We start from the raw sequence: 16,613 nt of genomic DNA, 5'->3' as shown, positions 1-16,613 counted from the left end.
GTTCGGCCGGGCTCGGCACCGGCGCCGCGATCGCCGGCGCGCCGGGCTCGGGGGCGGCGCGCGGCGCCGCCTCGTCGAAGACCAGTTCTACCGAGGGCAGCGATTCCGTCGGCGCCTCGGGCGTGCTCGGCGGGGCGCGGTAGAGCAGGAACGCCGCCAGCAACAGGTGCAGCAGCACGGAGATCAGCGCAGCGCGCTGGAGCCAGCGGCGCTGGTCCAGGGCGCCGCGCCGGGAGACTCCGGGCAGGAGCGGCGTCTGGGCGAAGGACATGGCGTTCATATCAGCGGTTTGGCCCGATTGGCCAAGCCCCGGCCGCGCTCGGTTGCGGTTCGTTGCAGGGCGGGGGCAGGATCGGGTTTGGCAATCGGGGAGGCATTGGGTGGCAGGGCTGCATCGGCGGGAATTCGACCCGGAGGCGCAAGGCGCGTTGCAGGGGGTGCGGGTGGTGGACCTCTCGCGGCTGGTCGCGGGGAACGTGTTCTCGCTGGTGCTGGCCGATCACGGGGCGGAGGTGATCAAGGTGGAGCCGCCGTCCGGAGATACGCTCCGCGCCTGGAAGGTGAAGGGCGTCGAGACCTCGTGGAAGACGCTGTGCCGCAACAAACGCAGCGTCTGCGTCGATTTCCGCAACGCCGAGGGCATCGCGCTGATCCGCGCGCTGGCCGCCGAGGCCGCGATGTTCGTCGAGAGCTTCCGCCCCGATGTGCTGGAAGACATGGGCCTGTCGCCCGAGGCGCTGCTGGCGGTGAACCCGCGCCTGGTCATCGTCCGCATCTCCGGCTGGGGGCAGGACGGGCCGTATCGCCACAAGCCGGGGTTCGGGACGCTGGTCGAGAGCTATGCGGGTTTCGCGGCGCTCAACGGCTTCGAGGATCGCGAGCCGGTGCTGCCGCCGATGTTCCTGGCCGACGCCATCGCGGGCCTCTATGGCGTGGGCGCGGCGATGATCGCGCTGCGCCATGCCGAGGCGACGGGTGTCGGCCAGGTGGTCGACCTGTCGCTGTTCGACCCGCTGTTCACGATGCTGGAGCCACAATCGGCCAATCACAAGCTGTCCGGCGTGGTGAAGAAGCGCACCGGCAGCCGCTCGACCAACACCGCGCCACGCAACGTGTACAAGACGAAGGATGGCGGCTGGGTGGGCTTGTCGGCTTCGACGCAGCCGACCTTCGCGAAGCTGATGCGCAGCCTGGGGCGCGAGGACCTGCTGGTCGATCCGCGCTTCCGCACCAACACCGACCGCATCGCCAACCTCGACGCGATCGACGGCGTGGTGCGCGACTACGTGGCCGGCATGACGCGGGAGGAGGCGCTGGCCAAATTCGACCGCGACGGCGTCACCATCGGGCCGGTGCTGAACATCCGCGACATCAGCGAGGATGCCTATATCCGCGAGCATGAATCGCTGATCGAGGTGCCGGATCCCGACATGCCCGATGGCTGGCTGCCGATGCATGGCGAGGTGCCGCGGCTGTCCGCCACGCCGGGCATCCTGCGCCGCGGCGCGCCGCGGATCGGCGAGGATAACCGCGCCATCCTGGGCGCGCTGGTGGGTGAGGAAGAATTCGACCGGCTGCATGCGGCCGGCGCGATCCAGGGAGAATCCGCGTGATGACATGGCGTTCGATGCTGTATGTGCCGGCGCATGTCGCGCGTTTCGTGGAAAAGGCGCCGGGTACGGGCGCGGATGCGATCCTTCTCGACCTGGAGGATGCCGTCCCGGTCGCCGAGAAGGGGCGCGCGCGGGCCGCGCTTGCCGCCGCCGTGCCGGTCGCGCGCGGTGGCGGGGCCTCGGTGTTCGTGCGGGTGAACCGGCCGCTGACCTTGGCGGTGGGCGATATCGAAGCGGCGGCCGCGGCCGGTGCCGACGGCATCCTGCTGACCAAGGCGACGGGGCCGGAGCACGTCGCACTCGCGGCCGAGGTGCTGGCGGGATGCGAGACGCGGCCGATGGTGATCTTCCCGATGGTGGAAACCTCGGCGGCGCTTGCCCGCATCGAGGATATCGCGCGCGCCTCGCCGCGCGTCGCGGGGTTGATGGTGGGAGCGGAGGACCTCTCGGCCGAATGCGGCGCGGCGCCGGATGGCGAGCTGATGGTGCACGCCAAGCTGCGCGCCGTGTTCGCGGCGAATGCGGCGGGCATCCCGGCCCTGGGCACACTCGGTACCGTCGCGGATTACGGGGACCGAGAGGCGGTGCGCGCGATGGCGTTGCGCTCGCGACGCGCGGGTTTTTCCGGAGCGAGTTGCATCCATCCCAGCATCGTCGCGGTGCTGAACGAGGGCTTCGCGCCGAGTGCGGCCGAGATCGACCTGGCCAAACGGCAGATCGCGGCGGGCATCGAGGCCGCGAAGGTCGGCAAGGGCGCCTTCGTCGTGGATGGGATGATGGTGGATGAGCCAGTGCTGATCCGTGCGCGCAAGGTGCTGGCCCGGGCGGGGCGCTGAGGCTCAGGCGGGCTCGCGTGGGGGCAGGCCGGTGACGGTGAAGCCGTGGCTGTGGGTCCAGCGCGTCATGTCGATGACGAACATGCGCTCGGGCTCGACCAGGCGATGCGTCGCGCGGGGACCGTCGAGCAGCCATTCGACGTAGCCGGGGCGGGGGAAGCGGCGGCGCTGGCGCAGGCCGCGCGCGACGTCGACCATGGCGGTGGCCGGCGCCCAGACGATCTCCATCCCGCGGTGGCGGAGCCGGCGGTAGATGTGGAGGTGGCCGCAGGCGATGATTTTCACGCCGTTCGCGGCGCAGAGGTCGAGCAAGGGTGCGCGGGCGGGGTGGGGAATGACGGAGGTGGTGCGCGCGGGGTCGTCCGGGTCCTTGTCGAAGGGAGGCATGTGCATGAACAGCATGACGGGACGCTTGCCGCGCGTGGCGAGCATTTCGCGCAGGGCGTCCATCTGCGCGGTTTCCTCGGGCAGGCCGCTGGCGAGGAGGGCCGTGTCGATGCCGATGAGGCGCCAGTCGCCGAGGTCCCAATGCCAGTATTGCGCACCGAAGTTCTTCGTCCAGGCGGCGATGCGCTTGGCGTTGATGGGCTGCTTGAGGCGCGAGAAGGCGGGGGCCTCGCCGATGTCGTGATTGCCGCTGATGACGCGGTGTGGGATGCCGAGGGAGGCCATCTCGGCGGCGGCGAAGGCGAGGTCCGGTTCGGCGACCGGCCCGTTGAAGCTGAGGTCGCCGCCATGGATGAGGGCATCGGGCGGCGCGGCGGCCATGTCGGCCTTGAAGGCGCGCCAGTTGTCGGTGAAGTAGCCATGCGTCGCGGACAGATGTGTGTCGGAAACATGGATCAGTCGGATCGGCATGACGGCTCTCGTGCGTTGATCGCGCGATGGCCTTCAGCGAGGTTCCGCCAGCGCTATTGCCAAAAATAAAAGATGGGGGTGCGGGGGAATTCTTTCCCCCGCTCTTATTCTCTTTTGAGCAGCGGCTTTCGCGCTGCACAGAATGGATCCACCGCCGCGACGTACTGCGCGCTCTCGCTCTCTCCGACCGGCAAGCTCAGCGCCACCATCCCACGCCGGGCGATGTAGATCCCCGCGCTCATCATATCGAGGAAGAACAGCTCCCGCAGACCTTCCTCGGCGGGTGACGGCACGTAGGGCCGGATGATGTCGCCCAGCCGGAAGTGCGGTTGGATCATGCTGCCGATGCCGGTGAACTGCATGGACGCGCCGTGCTTCGCGCAGGTGGCGTTGAGCGCATCGCGCAGCGCGTCGCCACGGGCGCGGAGGGCTTCGGCGGCGCTATCGTCGAAGATGTCGCCCATAGCGGTGATGCCGGCGGACATGGACAGGACGTTGTTGTTGAAGGTCCCGGCATGGGTCAGGCGTCCGGGCTCGTACATGGCCATGATGTCGGCGCGCCCGCCAAAGGCGCCGAAGGACATCCCGCCGGCGACGTACTTGCCGAGCGTGGTGAGGTCGGGCGTGATGCCGTGCAGCTTCTGCAGGCCGCCGAGCGTGTGGCGGGACGTCATCACTTCGTCGAAGATGAGAACGATGTTGTGCTCGGTGGCGGCGGCGCGTAGGGCGGCAAGGAAGTCGCGCGTGGCAGGGATGCAGCCGCCGCTGCCCATCATGGGTTCGAGGAGAATGGCGGCGAGCGTGCCGGCTTTCTCGCGGATCACGCTCAGCGTGCCGTCGATGTCGTTGTAGGGCGCGAGGGTCACGGGGAAGGGCGCGTTGACCGGGTTGGCGCCGGTGACGAAGGTCAGCACGCCGCCATGGTAGCCGCCCTGCATCGCGAGGATGCCTTCGCGCCCGGTGAAGCCGCGCGCGGCGGCGATGGCCATGAGGTTCGCTTCGGTGCCGGAATTGGTGAAGCGGATGCGCTCGACCGAGGGGAAGCGCGCGCAGAGGATTTCGGCGAACTGCGCCTCGCGTTCGCCCACGGACGCGAGCGAGAGGCCGCGCGCGATCGCCGCCTCGAGGGCTGCGATGATGCGCGGGTCGGAATGGCCGAACAGCCCAGCAGTGTATTCGCCGCAGAGGTCGAGGTAGCGATGGCCGTCGATGTCGGTGAGGTGGCAGCCTTCGCCGCCCGCCATCGCCGTGGGGAAGGGCGTGTAGAACAGGGTGGTGCGCGTGTTGCCGCCGGGCATCACCGCCTTGGCGCGTACATGCGCGGCGGCGGAGTTGGGGCGTGCGGCGGTGTAGCGTTCGCGCGCATCGGCGAGAGCTTCGTCGAGGCCCGTGTTGCGCGGTGCGATGTCGAGCGGGGCCATGCGCTTTTTCCTTATTGCCAGAGCCAGGAGATCATCAGCCCACCCTGCGTCCAGAGGCGGTTCGGGCCCCGATCCATCCCGAGGCCGCCGGCGCCGGCGGTGCGGTCGAAGATCTCGCCGTAGTTTCCGAGGTGGCGGATGATGTCGTAGGCGAAATTCGCCGAGACGCCGAAACCCTGCCCCACATTCTCGGAAACGCCGAGGAAGCGGCGGATCTGCGGGTCGGTGCTGGTGCGGCGCGCTTCCTCGACATTGGCCCGCGTCAGGCCGAACTCCTCCGCCTGGATCAGCGCGAACACGGCCCAGCGGGTCAGCGTCGCCCATTCGCTGTCACCGTTGCGCACGAGAACGCCGTGCATTTCCTTCTGGATAAGGTCGGGCAACAGCACCAGCGCGTTCGGGTCCGGCGCGGAGAGGCGGTTGGCCGAGAGATTGATCATGTCGTCGCTGATCGCGTCGCAGCGCCCGGCGAGGAAGGCCGCGCGTACATTGGGGGGCGTGTCGAAGGCGATGGTGGTCAGGCGCAGGTTGTTCGCCCGCGCCCAGTCCTCGATGTTGCGCTCGATGATGCTGCCCTGGGTGCCGCACACCGTGGCACCGTTGAGGTCCACAGCGCGCCTGGCGCCGATGCTGCGCTGAACCAGGAAGCCCTGCCCGGTGTAGAAATGCGCGACCGTGATGGAGAGCCCGAGCGTGCTGTCGCGGGTGAGCGAGAGCGCGGTAGTACGGCTGAGCACGTCAGCCTCGCCCGATTGCAGCGCGGTGAAGCGCGTCTGGGCAGTGGTGGGGACGAAGCGGATGCGCTCGGGGTCGCCGAACACCGCGATGGCCATGGCGCGGCAGATCTCGGTGTCGAAGCCCTGCCAGCGGCCGTTGCTGTCGGGCTGGGACATGTGCGCGACACCCACGGAGACGGCACAGCGCACATAGCCGGTGCGCCGGATGGCATCGAGCGTCGCACCCGCGAAGGCCGGCGCCGCGGACAGGGCCATGGCCAGGGCCACCAGCAGCAAGCGAGGCGTCATCATGGCGATCTCCGGCGGTGAAGCCGGATGGTGGCGCGCGCGGGGCGCGCCGCCAAGCCACTCATTCCGTCGCGCCCGGAGGCGCGCTCGTTCCGTCGCGCCGAAGGCGCGCTCGTTCCGTCGCGCCGAAGGCGCGCTCGTTCCGTCGCGCCGAAGGCGCGCTCATTCCACGGTCGCGCCGCTGATCCGCACCATCTCCGCCACGCGCGGCATCTCCGCGCGCTGGAAGGTCGCGAATTCCTCCGCCGTGCTGCCGACCGGCTCATAGCCCAGCTGTTCCATGCGCGTGCGCACCTCCGGCCGGCGCATCGCGGCGGCGATCTCGGTCGAGAAGCGGTTGATGATGGGCGTCGGCGTGCCGGCCGGGGCGAAGATTCCGAGCCAGGAGGCGAAGGTGTAGCCGGGCAGATCCTCGGCCACGGTGGGGATGTCGGGCAGCTGGGAGGAACGCTCGGCCCGGGTGATGGCGATGGCGCGCACCTGGCCGCCGCGGACCAGCTCGATCGCCTCCACCACCGGGGAGAAGACCAGGTCGATGCGCCCGGAGGCGAGCTCCGCCATCGCCGGCGCGCCGCCGCGGAAGGAGACCTGGGTGAAGCGCACCCCGGCCGCATGCTCGAACATCGCCGCCGCGAAATGCTGGGAGCTGCCCGCACCCGCGATGCCGCAGTTGAGCTTGCCGGGATTGGCGCGGGCGAAGGCGATAAGCTCGGAGACGCGGCGGAAGGGTTGCGCGGGATGCAGCGCGACGAGTTGCGAACTCAGCGCGACGAGCGAGACAGCGGCGAAATCGCGCACCACGTCGAAGCTCATGTTGCGGTAGAGCGCCGCGTTGGTCGCGTGCGTGCCCATCGACGCCACGACCAGCGTGTAGCCATCCGGCGCGCTGCGGGCGACGTGTTCGGAGGCGATGTTGCCCGCCGCACCGGTGCGGTTCTCGACGAGGACTTGCTGGCCCATCCCGGGGCTGATCGCCTGGGCGACGACGCGGGCGGTGGTGTCCGTGCTGCCCCCGGCGGCGAAGCCGACCAGGAAGCGGATCGGGCGGTCGGGGTTCCACCGCGGCGCGGTCTGCGCGGCGAGGGCTGAGGGGAAGGCGGCCAGAAGCGGCGCGAGCGAGCGGCGCGAGAACATGGGCGATCCTCCGATGCCGGCGCGTTGGCCACGCCGGCGGTTTTTGTGGTGCCCCGAGCCTAGGGAGGGAGCGGCGCGGAAGGCGAGGGCTTTTTGAGTGCGCCGCGATCGGCCAGGATGACAAAAAACGGGAGACGGACAGGGATGATGATCAAACGTCGCGCACTGGCGCTCGCCGCGCTGCCGCTGCTGGCGCGCCCCGCTTTCGCCCAGTCGGCCTGGCCCGCGCGGCCAATCCGGCTGATCGTGCCCTGGCCGCCGGGCCAGGCGACGGATCTGGTCGGGCGCACCATGGCGCAGGTGCTGACCGAGCGTCTCGGCCAGCCGGTCGTACCGGAGAACAAGGCCGGCGCGGGCGGCAGCATCGGCACCGACACGGTGGCAAAGGCGGCGCCCGATGGCTACACGCTGCTCGCGGCCTCGATCGGGCCGATCAGCCTGGGCCCGCTGATCAACCGCGCGCCCTATGATGTGGAGCGCGATTTCGCGCCGATCGCGACCTTCTCGGGTTCGCCGTATGTGCTGATCACGAAGCCGGATTTTGCCGCGGCCAATGCGCGGGATTTCGTGGCCCTGGTGAAAGCCAGTCCGGGGCGGTTCACTTACGCATCCTCCGGCGTCGGCGGCGCGCAGCACGTGCTGGCGGCGTTGTTCGCGGCGCGGGCCGGGTATGAGGCGCTGCACATCCCCTTCCAGGGCAGCGGGCCTGCGCTGGCGGCACTGCTCGGCGGACAGGTGGATTTTGCGGTCGAAACGCTGGCCGCCTGTGGTGGGCTCATGCGCGAGGGCAGGCTGCGCGGGCTGGGCGTGACCACGGCGCGCGGGACGACGCTGGCCCCGGATCTCCCGCCGCTCGGCGCGGCCGCCGGCGTCGAGAACTACGACTATACCGGCTGGATCGGCATGATGGCGCCGGCCGCCACGCCCGCGCCGATCCTGGAGCGGTTGGCGCGCGAGCTGGAGGCCGCCTCCGCCCAGCCGGAGATGCGCGCGCGCCTGGCACTCATCGGCGTGGAGCCCTCGCCGCGCGGGCCGGCGGCGTTCCGGACCATGCTGGCCGAACAGCGCGCCGTGTTCGAGCCGGTGCTGCGCCAACTCGGCATCAGGGCGGAGTAGGGGGGCCGCACCAGCCCAGGATGACGGCGGCCGCGACGTCCACGGCGCGGCGGTAGTCGGCGACGTCGACCCATTCATCGACGGCGCCGTTCTGGCTGAGGTCACCGCCGAGCGGGCCGAGACCCACGGTCGGGATGCCCCGCTGCACGTTGGGCACGCGGATGTCGGAGGCCGTGTGCAGCGCATTGACGAAAGGTGCTGCGCCCATCGTGGCGCTGACCGCCGCGCTGACCACGGCGAAGAGCGGGTGGTCCTCGGCCACCTCCGCCCCGGTCACGCCCGAGACCCAGGTCAGCGCCGGGGGATGGTCGCGCAGCCAGGGATCGCTCGCCGCCGCCGCGTCCAGCGCGGCCGCGAGTTCCGCCTGAACATCGGCCAGGCGCTCGCCGGGCGGGAAGGAGATGGTGCCGCCGATGGTGCAGGTGGGACTCACCCGCCCGAAACGGCCGAACTCGCCGCAGCGCGCATAGGAGACCAGCACGTTGCCGGCGCGCCCGATCGCGGCCTCGATGCGCGGGTGGCGCACCCGCGCGGCGCGCGCCTCGCCCAGCGCCAGCAGCGCGGCCTGCACCACGGGCACCTTGTCGAGCGGGTTCGCCGCGAGATGCGCGAAGGCCGCGTGGCCGGGCTCGGTGGTGTCCGGCATCCGCCCGGTGATCTCGATGGTGAAGTAGAGCTGGCCGCCGCAGATGGCCTTCACCTCGCGCATGCCCACGCCCGATTCCGCGGGGTGGAGGTAGACCGCGGCATCGGCCAGGTGGCCGTGATGCAGCACGGCAGCGACGCCGCGCGCGTGGCGCTTGGACGGCGTGCTGGCGAAGATCACGTCGCCGCGCGGGCGCTGCCCGGATGCCGCGACGGCGCGCATCGCATCGACCATGATGGCGACCCCCGCGAGGTCGTCCGACACGCCCCAGCCATAGAGGCGGCCGTTGGCGATCGCACCCTCGAAGGGTGGCTGCGTCCAGCGCTCCAGACCGCGTACCGGCTCGCCATCGGGGTGGGCGAAGAAGATCAGGCTGCGGCCGCCGCCGGTGCCTGCGAAGCGCGCGATGATGGCGGCGCGCTCCTCCGTCGCGATGGCGTCGGAGTCGGCGAACTCGTCGCGCATCGGCACCTCGGCGGGTTGGTAGCGCAGCGTCTCCACCGTGCAGCCGAGCGCAGTGAATTCCGCGGCGACATGCGCCTGCACGGCCTCCTCGCCCTGCGGCTGGAGGTGGATCAGGTCTTGCAGGAAAGCGAGGTCAGTGTCGGTCATCGGGTCTCAATCGGGTTGCAGGCCGGCGCTTTGCACCAGGGCGCGCCAGGTGGTGCGCTGGCTGCGCATCAGCGCGGCAAACGCCTCGGGCATGGACGCGAAGGGGATGTTGCCCGAACTCGCCAGCCGCTGCACCAGCGCGGGTTCTGCGAGGGCCGCGTTGATGACGGCGTTCATGCGCGCGACGATCGGCCGAGGGATGCCGGCCGGACCCATCACGGCGGAGAAGGAGGGCAGGTCGTAATCCGGCACGCCCTGTTCCTGCACCGTGGGCATCTCGGGTGCGAGTGGCCAGCGCGTGGGATGCGTGATCCCAAGCGCGCGGATCTGCCCGCCGCGAATGGCGCCGATGACCCCGGCAAACCCGTCGAAAACCAGCTGGATGGAACCGCCGATGAGGTCCGCCAGGGCCGGCGCGGCGCCGCGATAGGGCACATGGGTCAGCTCCACGCCGGTGCGGAGCATGAACAGCACGCCGAGCATGTGGTTGGCCCCACCGGCGCCGGCCGAGCCGAAATTCAGCGCGCCGGGATGGGCGCGGGCATGGGCGATCAGCTCGGGTATGGAGCGGATCGGCAGCGAGGGGTTCACGCATACGACGCCCGTTCCAGTCGAGAAGGTCGCGATGGCGGTGAAGTCGTCCACGCCCTCGAAGCCGGGCGTGCGGAACAGCAGCGGCGCGCCGAGATGCGAGGACGGGCTCGCCATCATGATGGTGTAGCCATCGGGCGGGGCGGCGGCGACGAAGGCGGTGCCGATGGTCCCTCCAGCGCCGGCGCGGTTGTCCACCACCACCGGCACGCCAAGGCCCGCCTGCAGCACCTCCGCCTGCATGCGCCCGGCGATGTCGCTGGCCCCGCCGGGCGGGTAGGGCACGACCAGGCGGATGGGCCGATTTGGCCAGGCGGGCTGCGCGAGCGCTGGCGTAGCGAGCGAGGCGACGAGGCCGGCGAGGGCGCGGCGGTGGATCATCGGCGAGTGGCGCTCCAGGCGGTGCGAAGGGCGGGGTTCCAAGAAGCATGCCAGCGCCGGAAGGGCAGGATTGCATGGCGCGGGGCGGGGGCGACAGGCGATGTTGGCCTTGCCTCGCCCCGTGAGGCAGGATGGCGCAATGCGCGTCTACCTCGCCGGTCCCGAAGTCTTCCTGGCGGATGCCGAGGCGATCGCCGCGGCGAAGAAGGCGATCTGCGCGGCGCATGGCCTCGCGGGCGTCTTCCCGACCGACCACCGCCCCGACGCCGATGGCGCACCGGTCGAGGAACACCGCCGCATCTACCGCCTGAACGAGGCGCATATCCGCGACTGCGACGCGCTGATCGCGAATCTCACCCCGTTCCGCGGCCCCTCCGCCGACAGCGGCACCGCGTATGAGCTCGGCTTCATGCGTGCGCTGGGTCGCCCGGTGCTGGCCTACACCAACACGCGGCGCGACTTCGCCGGCCGCACGCTCGCCCACCTTACCCCGCATGTCCGCCGCCGCGGTGCGGAGACCTGGGAGGATGAGGAGGGCATGGGGATCGAGGCCTTCGGCCTGGCCGACAACCTCATGCTCGATGGCGGCGTGCTCGAAGCAGGGTTTTTCGTGGAACGCGAGGAGGTAGCGCCGGCCGATCGCTGGCGCGACCTCGCGGCCTTCACGCGCTGCGTCGCGGCCCTTGCCGCCCTTGCCGGCACCACAGAGGAAAAACCCGATGCAGCTGGATGACCCGGCCGTGCTCGCAGAGGCGCGCGCGGTCTTCGACCGCTACGAGGCGGCGATCGCGGCCAACGACACCGACACGCTCGACGCGATCTTCTGGGAGGATGCGCGCACAGTGCGCTTCGGCGTCACCGAGATCCTCTACGGCCATGCCGCCATTCGCGCCTTCCGCGCGACGGTCGCGAAGTACGCCCCGCGCGCGGCGCGCAAGATCCACCTGGTCGCCTTCGGCCAGGACGTGGTGGCGACGCATCTGGAGTATCAGCGCCTCGACAGCGGCCTCGTCGGGCGCGAGACCAAGATCATGGCGCGGCTGCCCGGTCTGGGCTGGCGCGTGGTCTCGGCGCATGTTTCCCTGCTCGCCGGGCTGGACCCGGGGCGACAACAGAAGGGCTGAGGCCCGGCAAAAAGGATGGCGATGATGGCCGGGCGGCTTGTGGAGTGCTTCTACACCCTGTCATCGCCCTGGATGTATCTCGGCGGCCCGCAGCTCATCGAGATCATCGCCAGGCACAAGGCGTCCCTGGTGCTGCGCCCCTATGATTTCCGCCTGGTCGTGAGCCACACCGGCGGCATCCCGCTGCGCACCCGCCCCGAGCCGCGCCAGGATTACCACGCGCTGGAGCTGGACCGCTGGGCCGCCTATCTCGGCCTGCCGCTGAAGCTCAAGCCGGAGCATTACCCGCCGACCGACCAGCGCCCGGCGGGGCGGATGGTGATGGCGGCGCAGCAACGCGGCATGGACGCGATGGCGCTGTCCCACGCCATCCTGCGCGCCCTCTGGGCCGAGGATCGCGACATCGCCGACCCGCATGAGCGGGTGAAGATCGCCGACGAGCTCGGCCTGCCAGGCCAGCACCTGCAGGCGGCGGAGGATTCCGCCTCGGTCGAGGCCGAGTGGGAGCGCAACAACAAGGAGGCCATCGCCAAGGGGGTGTTCGGCGCGCCGACCTTCATCTGCGAGGACCTGTTCCTGTGGGGCCAGGACCGGCTGATCTTCCTCGACCGGCACCTGGACGGCACGCCGGTGCAGTCCGGCCCCTCCGCGAAGATCGCCAAGACCCGCGCTTCGTGACCCATGTCGTGGTGATCGGCGCCGGCATCGTGGGTGCCTGCGCCGCGATCGAGGCTCTGCGCGCGGGGTTCGACGTGACAATCCTGGACCCCGGCCCGCCCGGCGGCGAACAGGCCGCGAGCTACGGCAATGGCTGCTGGCTGAGCCCCATGTCGGTGATCCCGCCGGCGACACCCGGCACCTGGAAGAAGCTGCCCAAGTTCCTGTCCGACCCACTTGGGCCACTGGCGATCCGCTGGTCCTATTTCCCCTGGGTCGCGCCCTGGCTGGTGAAGTATCTGGCGGCGGGCTGGACCTGGGGGCGGGTGGAGAAGGCGGCGCGCGCGCTCCGGCCGCTGCTCGACGGCGCGCCCGCGCTGCACCGGGCGCTGGCCGAGGAGGCCGGCGTGGGCGACCTGATCGGGCAGACCGGGCTGATCTATGTCTACCCCTCCCGCGCCGAATTCGAGGCGGAGCGCGAGGCCTGGCGCATCCGTGGCGCCGTCGGCGTGAAGTGGCTGGAGCTGAAGGGCGAGGAGCTGTTCCAGCGCGAGCCGACGTTGGACCGCCGCTACACCTTCGGGGTGATGGTCGAGGAGGGCGGCGATTGCCGCGACCCTGGCGGCTATGTGGCCGCTCTGGTGTCGTTGGCGGAAGCGCGCGGAGCCAAGCGCCTGGCAGTGGGTGCGACCGGGTTTCGCATACAAGACAATCGCTTAAAGGCGGTTGTTCACACCGAAGGAGAGGTGCTGGCCGACCGCGCGGTGATCTGCGCCGGCGCACGGTCCAAGGCGCTGGCAAAACTCGCCGGCGACGACGTGCCGCTCGAGACCGAGCGCGGCTACCACGCGCTGATCGCGGACCCCGAGGTCGCGCCCCGCCACGGGCTGATGCCCTCAGATGGCAAGATGTCGATCATGGCGACGCGGCACGGCCTGCGCGTCGCCGGCCAGGTTGAGATCGCGGGCCTGGACGCCGCACCGAACTGGCGCCGCGCCGAAATCCTGCGCGACCATCTGCTCGCGACCTTTCCCGGCCTTCCCCGCCATATCCCCACGGAGCGGGTGAAATTCTGGATGGGCCATCGCCCGTCCATGCCCGATGGCATGCCGGTCCTCGGGCCCGCCAGCGGCTGCGCGGATGTGATCCACGCCTTCGGCCATGGCCATGTCGGGTTGGTGGCGGGTGCCCGGACCGGGCGGATCGTTGGGCAGTTGCTGGCCGGGTTGCGGCCGGAGGTTGCAATAGCGCCGTTCACCGCAACGCGATTTCGCTGATCCGATGCATCCGGATTGACGTGAAAACCGTAGAGTCCCGCTGTTTTCCGCTCGCCTTTTCAGGAACTCAACGTCTATCTTCCGCGATAGCGGCCCAGCATCCCGTCGGGCGACGCATTTGAATACGGATTGATAAGACGTGTTTCCCGAGAATGATCAAGGCGGCGGAGCGGCCGTCGAAGCGGAAGTCAAGTGGTACAATGGCCGCAAGGGCTTCGGGTTCGTCCTGGGGCCGGACGGCCAGGATGTGTTTTTCCACGCCTCGGCGCTGACCGAGGCGGGCATCGAGCCGCCGGAAACCGGCGACAAGCTCGTGTGCGAAATCGGGTCCGACCGCCAGGGGCGGCGCCTCGTGACGCGCATCATCGAGCGGAAGCTCGGGCCGGGCGGCGCTGCCGCACCGGGTGGCGATCGCCCGCGCTTTGGTGACAGGCCGGGGGGCGACCGCCCGGGTGGCTTCGGCGATCGGCCGCCGCGCCGCGATTTCGGGGACCGTCCGCCGCGCCCCAGCTTCGGCGGGCCGCCGAGTGGCGGCTTCGGGGACCGTCCGCCGCGTCGTGATTTCGGGGCCCCTCCGGGTGGCGGCTTCGGCGATCGTCCGCCGCGGCGCGATTTCGGCGCCCCGCCGGGTGGTGGCTTCGGCGACCGTCCGCCGCGCCGCGACTTCGGCGGTCCGCCGAGTGGCGGCTTCGGTGGTGCCGATCGTGGCCCGCGCCGCGACAGCCGCGACGAGGGTGGGCCGACCTATGCCGTCAACGGCACGGTGAAGTGGTTCGACCAGGTGCGCGGCTTCGGCTTCGTCACGCCTGATGATGGCGGGCAAGATGTGTTCCTGCACTCCTCCGTCCTCCAGCGCGCGGGCAAGCAGGAAGTGCAGCAGGGCGAGAAGGTCGCACTCGACGTCCGCGACGGCCAGCGCGGCCGCCAGGCCGTGAGCATGAAGGATTAGGTCTTCGCCGCAAGGTGTTGACGATGAAGGGCCCCTCGCGGGGCCCTTTTTCGTTCAGCGGGCGAAGGATCGCGGGCGCAAGCCGAGCTGGAACCAGTTGATCATCGAGTAGATGTCGAACACCGGCAGCCCAAGCGCATCGCGCAGCGCAGCCGCATAGGGCGGCATGTTGGTGCACTCCAGAACGATGGCGCCGATATCGGGGTGGCGCGCGACCAGGGCGCGGCCGGCGTCGAGGATGTCCCGCTCGGCGGCGGCGACATCCATGTCCATGGCATCCGCCTGGATCAGCACGCGGAAGAATTCGCGGCCGTGCTCGGTGCCGATGAAGGGCGTGTCGCGCGGGATGCCGGCGCCGTCCATATGCGCGGGCGTGAGCGAGCCACCACTGACCGTCAGCACGCCCACCCGCTTGCCGGGCGGCAGCGTCGCCTGCACCCAGGGCACCTGCATCAGCGAGGAGGTGGCGACCGGCACGTCCAGTGCGGCGGCCAGTTCGCGCTGGTAGATGGCGAGGAAACCGCAGTTCGTCGTGATCGCCTCGGCGCCGAGGTCCACCAAGTCGCGCCCGGCCTCGATGAAGGCGTCGAGCAGCCCCTTCGCCCCATCCAGCACCACCCGCGCCGGCGAGGCGCCCCTCACAACCCGGTACAACACCGGGAAATCCCAGGTGGTGGCGTTGCCCATATCGCCGGGAATGCGCGGAAAGCGCGCCTCCAGCATCAGGATCCCGAGCGGCGCTCCGTAGAGAGACTTTCCTCCCCGGGCGATGGTTTGGCTGTTCATCTGCGCAGGCTACCCCGCTAGCCTCGCCCCTGAACAGGCCGGGGGGATCTCGACGACATGCGCATGCTGCTATCGATGCTGCTGGTGCTGGCGGCACTGCCGCTGGCCGCGCAGGAGGCCCCCTGGCCAAACCGGCCCATCACCCTCATGGGCGGCTTCCCCAATGGCGCGGGCACCGACATCTACCAGCGGCGCCTGGCCGAACCGCTCAGCCGCGCGCTCGGCCAGCCGGTGATCGTGGACAACCGCACCGGCGCGGGGGGAAACATCGCCTCCGACTACGTCGCGAAGGCGCGGCCCGACGGATACCTGTTCCTGTTCGGCACCGCTGGCACACATGCGATCAACGCCTCGCTCTACCGACGCCTGCCGTTCGACGTGGTGCGCGACTTCACCCCGGTGGCGATCCTGGGCGACGTGCCCAACGTGCTGATCGCGAGCGCGGAGCGGCGCCCGGCGCTCGACAGTTGCCAGGCGGTGGTGGCCGCTGCCCGCGCCCGGCCCGGCGGGCTGTCCTACGCCTCCACCGGCAACGGCGCCTCGACCCACCTCGCGGGCGCGGCCTTTGCGACGGCGGCGGGGATCGAGATGCTGCACGTGCCCTATCGCGGCCAGCCGGGCGCGGCCACCGCGCTGCTCGCCGGCGACGTGGACCTGTTCTTCAACCAGACCGGGCCGGCCATCGGGATGATCCGGCAGGGCCAGGTGCGCGGCCTCGCGATGATGACGCCGGCGCGCATTCCGGCCCTTCCCGACGTCCCGACGGCGGCCGAGGCCTGCGGCCTCGCGGGCTTCACCTCGACCACCTGGTACGGCGTCTTCGGGCCGCCGAACCTGCCCGAGGCGATCCGCGACCGGATGAACACCGAGATCCAGCGCATCCTTGCCGAGCCCGAGTTCCGCCGCTGGCTGGTCGACGACCAGGGCATCACGCCGCCCGGCCCCACCAGTGCCGCGGAGTTCGGGATCATCCAGCAGCGCGACATCACGGCCTGGGCCGAAATCGTGCGGCGCTCGGGGGCGAGCGTGGACTGAGCGGGCGATGCGCCTTGCCGGTCTATGCGTCGCGGCGGTGATCCTGGGTGGCGCAGCCGCGGCGCTGGCCCGGGACGATGCCGGCCTGCGCGCGGCGTTTCCGGTTGCGCCAGACGGCCCCTTCGTCGCCGCGCCGGCGGTGCGGCTAGCCGGGCAGCCCGGGCTCACCTTGCGCAGCATCCGCTTCCGCCAGCTGCTGCCGGACGGGCGGCCACGCGCCGTGCTCTCCTGCGGCGTGGTGCTGGAGGCCCGCCGACGCCCGCCGCAGGCGATGGTGACGATCGGCGAGGGCCGCACCGAGGTGCCGCATTGTCATCGGTTGCGGGAAGCCGGGATCCTGCCCTCACCAGCCGGGACGGCACGGCTGGGGCTGATCTATGAAGCGTCCTCGCCCAACGCCGAGGGACGCGCGCTGGTGATCCTGCGCCGCGACGGTGCCGCGGGATCGTGGAACACCGAGGACGACCTGGCGGACCAGGTCGAGCAACGGCTTCCGGTCTTGACGCTGGCGCGCGTGCGGGCGCGTCTGCGTGCCCTGGGCCGGTAGGAAGG

Annotated in this window: 17 protein-coding genes and 1 pseudogene; 10 read left to right on the top strand and 8 right to left on the bottom strand. The window is 70.6% G+C overall.

The features are described 5' to 3' along the window. Positions 1 to 271, bottom strand: a pseudogene (locus GXW79_RS02150) (hypothetical protein); the annotation flags it as partial. Between the two features lie 109 nt (positions 272 to 380). Here GXW79_RS02150 and GXW79_RS02145 point away from each other — a divergent pair. Continuing rightward, positions 381 to 1,613, top strand: coding sequence for a CaiB/BaiF CoA transferase family protein (locus GXW79_RS02145; protein ID WP_367614778.1), 1,233 nt, complete (start codon positions 381 to 383; stop codon positions 1,611 to 1,613). Beyond that, positions 1,613 to 2,449: an HpcH/HpaI aldolase/citrate lyase family protein gene (locus GXW79_RS02140; protein ID WP_211872549.1), complete on the top strand. Its 837-nt coding sequence runs from the start codon at positions 1,613 to 1,615 to the stop codon at positions 2,447 to 2,449. The genes GXW79_RS02145 and GXW79_RS02140 overlap by 1 nt, the downstream gene beginning before the upstream one ends. Positions 2,450 to 2,452: 3 nt before the next feature. Here the strand turns inward: GXW79_RS02140 and GXW79_RS02135 are convergent, their stop codons facing one another. The 4 genes from GXW79_RS02135 to GXW79_RS02120 form a co-directional block, all read right to left on the bottom strand. Continuing rightward, the gene (locus GXW79_RS02135; RefSeq protein ID WP_211872548.1) at positions 2,453 to 3,307 is read right to left on the bottom strand and encodes a metallophosphoesterase family protein; all 855 of its coding nucleotides are present in this window, start codon (positions 3,305 to 3,307) and stop codon (positions 2,453 to 2,455) included. 104 nt (positions 3,308 to 3,411) lie between these two features. Further along, positions 3,412 to 4,728, bottom strand: a complete 1,317-nt coding sequence (locus GXW79_RS02130; protein ID WP_211872547.1) for an aspartate aminotransferase family protein — start codon at positions 4,726 to 4,728, stop codon at positions 3,412 to 3,414. An 11-nt stretch (positions 4,729 to 4,739) separates the two neighbouring features. Beyond that, positions 4,740 to 5,756, bottom strand: a complete 1,017-nt coding sequence (locus GXW79_RS02125; protein WP_211872546.1) for an amino acid ABC transporter substrate-binding protein — start codon at positions 5,754 to 5,756, stop codon at positions 4,740 to 4,742. A 159-nt stretch (positions 5,757 to 5,915) separates the two neighbouring features. Next, complete coding sequence (locus tag GXW79_RS02120) at positions 5,916 to 6,887, bottom strand: Bug family tripartite tricarboxylate transporter substrate binding protein (protein WP_211872545.1); 972 nt, start codon at positions 6,885 to 6,887, stop codon at positions 5,916 to 5,918. A 144-nt stretch (positions 6,888 to 7,031) separates the two neighbouring features. Between GXW79_RS02120 and GXW79_RS02115 the strand changes: the two genes are divergently transcribed. Further along, the gene (locus tag GXW79_RS02115; protein WP_211872544.1) at positions 7,032 to 8,003 is read left to right on the top strand and encodes a Bug family tripartite tricarboxylate transporter substrate binding protein; all 972 of its coding nucleotides are present in this window, start codon (positions 7,032 to 7,034) and stop codon (positions 8,001 to 8,003) included. Here the strand turns inward: GXW79_RS02115 and GXW79_RS02110 are convergent. Continuing rightward, on the bottom strand, positions 7,990 to 9,261 hold the full coding sequence (locus GXW79_RS02110; protein WP_211872543.1) for a M20 family metallopeptidase: 1,272 nt from the start codon (positions 9,259 to 9,261) through the stop codon (positions 7,990 to 7,992). The genes GXW79_RS02115 and GXW79_RS02110 overlap by 14 nt on opposite strands. A gap of 6 nt (positions 9,262 to 9,267) precedes the next feature. After that, on the bottom strand, positions 9,268 to 10,233 hold the full coding sequence (locus GXW79_RS02105; RefSeq protein ID WP_211872542.1) for a Bug family tripartite tricarboxylate transporter substrate binding protein: 966 nt from the start codon (positions 10,231 to 10,233) through the stop codon (positions 9,268 to 9,270). A 139-nt stretch (positions 10,234 to 10,372) separates the two neighbouring features. Here GXW79_RS02105 and GXW79_RS02100 point away from each other — a divergent pair, with 139 nt between their 5' ends. The 5 genes from GXW79_RS02100 to GXW79_RS02080 all read left to right on the top strand — a co-directional run bounded on the left by GXW79_RS02100 (position 10,373) and on the right by GXW79_RS02080 (position 14,240). Continuing rightward, positions 10,373 to 10,966, top strand: coding sequence for a nucleoside 2-deoxyribosyltransferase (locus GXW79_RS02100; protein ID WP_211872541.1), 594 nt, complete (start codon positions 10,373 to 10,375; stop codon positions 10,964 to 10,966). Next, the gene (locus GXW79_RS02095; protein WP_211872540.1) at positions 10,953 to 11,357 is read left to right on the top strand and encodes an AtzH-like domain-containing protein; all 405 of its coding nucleotides are present in this window, start codon (positions 10,953 to 10,955) and stop codon (positions 11,355 to 11,357) included. The genes GXW79_RS02100 and GXW79_RS02095 overlap by 14 nt, the downstream gene beginning before the upstream one ends. Positions 11,358 to 11,381: 24 nt before the next feature. Next, positions 11,382 to 12,035 (top strand): 2-hydroxychromene-2-carboxylate isomerase, encoded by a 654-nt coding sequence (locus tag GXW79_RS02090; RefSeq protein ID WP_211872539.1) that lies wholly within the window; start codon positions 11,382 to 11,384, stop codon positions 12,033 to 12,035. Then, a complete protein-coding gene (locus tag GXW79_RS02085; protein WP_367614777.1) occupies positions 12,032 to 13,291 on the top strand; it encodes an NAD(P)/FAD-dependent oxidoreductase in 1,260 nt (419 codons plus the stop codon). The genes GXW79_RS02090 and GXW79_RS02085 overlap by 4 nt, the downstream gene beginning before the upstream one ends. A gap of 139 nt (positions 13,292 to 13,430) precedes the next feature. Continuing rightward, positions 13,431 to 14,240, top strand: a complete 810-nt coding sequence (locus GXW79_RS02080; protein ID WP_211872538.1) for a cold-shock protein — start codon at positions 13,431 to 13,433, stop codon at positions 14,238 to 14,240. 54 nt (positions 14,241 to 14,294) lie between these two features. On the opposite strand, the gene GXW79_RS02075 is transcribed toward GXW79_RS02080, so the two are convergent. Continuing rightward, positions 14,295 to 15,026, bottom strand: coding sequence for an aspartate/glutamate racemase family protein (locus GXW79_RS02075; RefSeq protein WP_211872537.1), 732 nt, complete (start codon positions 15,024 to 15,026; stop codon positions 14,295 to 14,297). Positions 15,027 to 15,083: 57 nt separating this feature from the next. On the opposite strand from GXW79_RS02075, the gene GXW79_RS02070 reads away from it, so the two are divergent. Continuing rightward, on the top strand, positions 15,084 to 16,061 hold the full coding sequence (locus GXW79_RS02070) for a Bug family tripartite tricarboxylate transporter substrate binding protein (protein WP_211872536.1): 978 nt from the start codon (positions 15,084 to 15,086) through the stop codon (positions 16,059 to 16,061). A gap of 7 nt (positions 16,062 to 16,068) precedes the next feature. Then, positions 16,069 to 16,608, top strand: coding sequence for a hypothetical protein (locus tag GXW79_RS02065; protein WP_211872535.1), 540 nt, complete (start codon positions 16,069 to 16,071; stop codon positions 16,606 to 16,608). The last annotated feature ends 5 nt before the right edge of the window (positions 16,609 to 16,613 follow it).

This window comes from Plastoroseomonas arctica, assembly GCF_018128965.1.
In the GTDB taxonomy this organism is placed as follows: Bacteria; Pseudomonadota; Alphaproteobacteria; order Acetobacterales; family Acetobacteraceae; genus Plastoroseomonas; species Plastoroseomonas arctica.
This window is presented reverse-complemented; position numbering and strand designations above follow the sequence as displayed.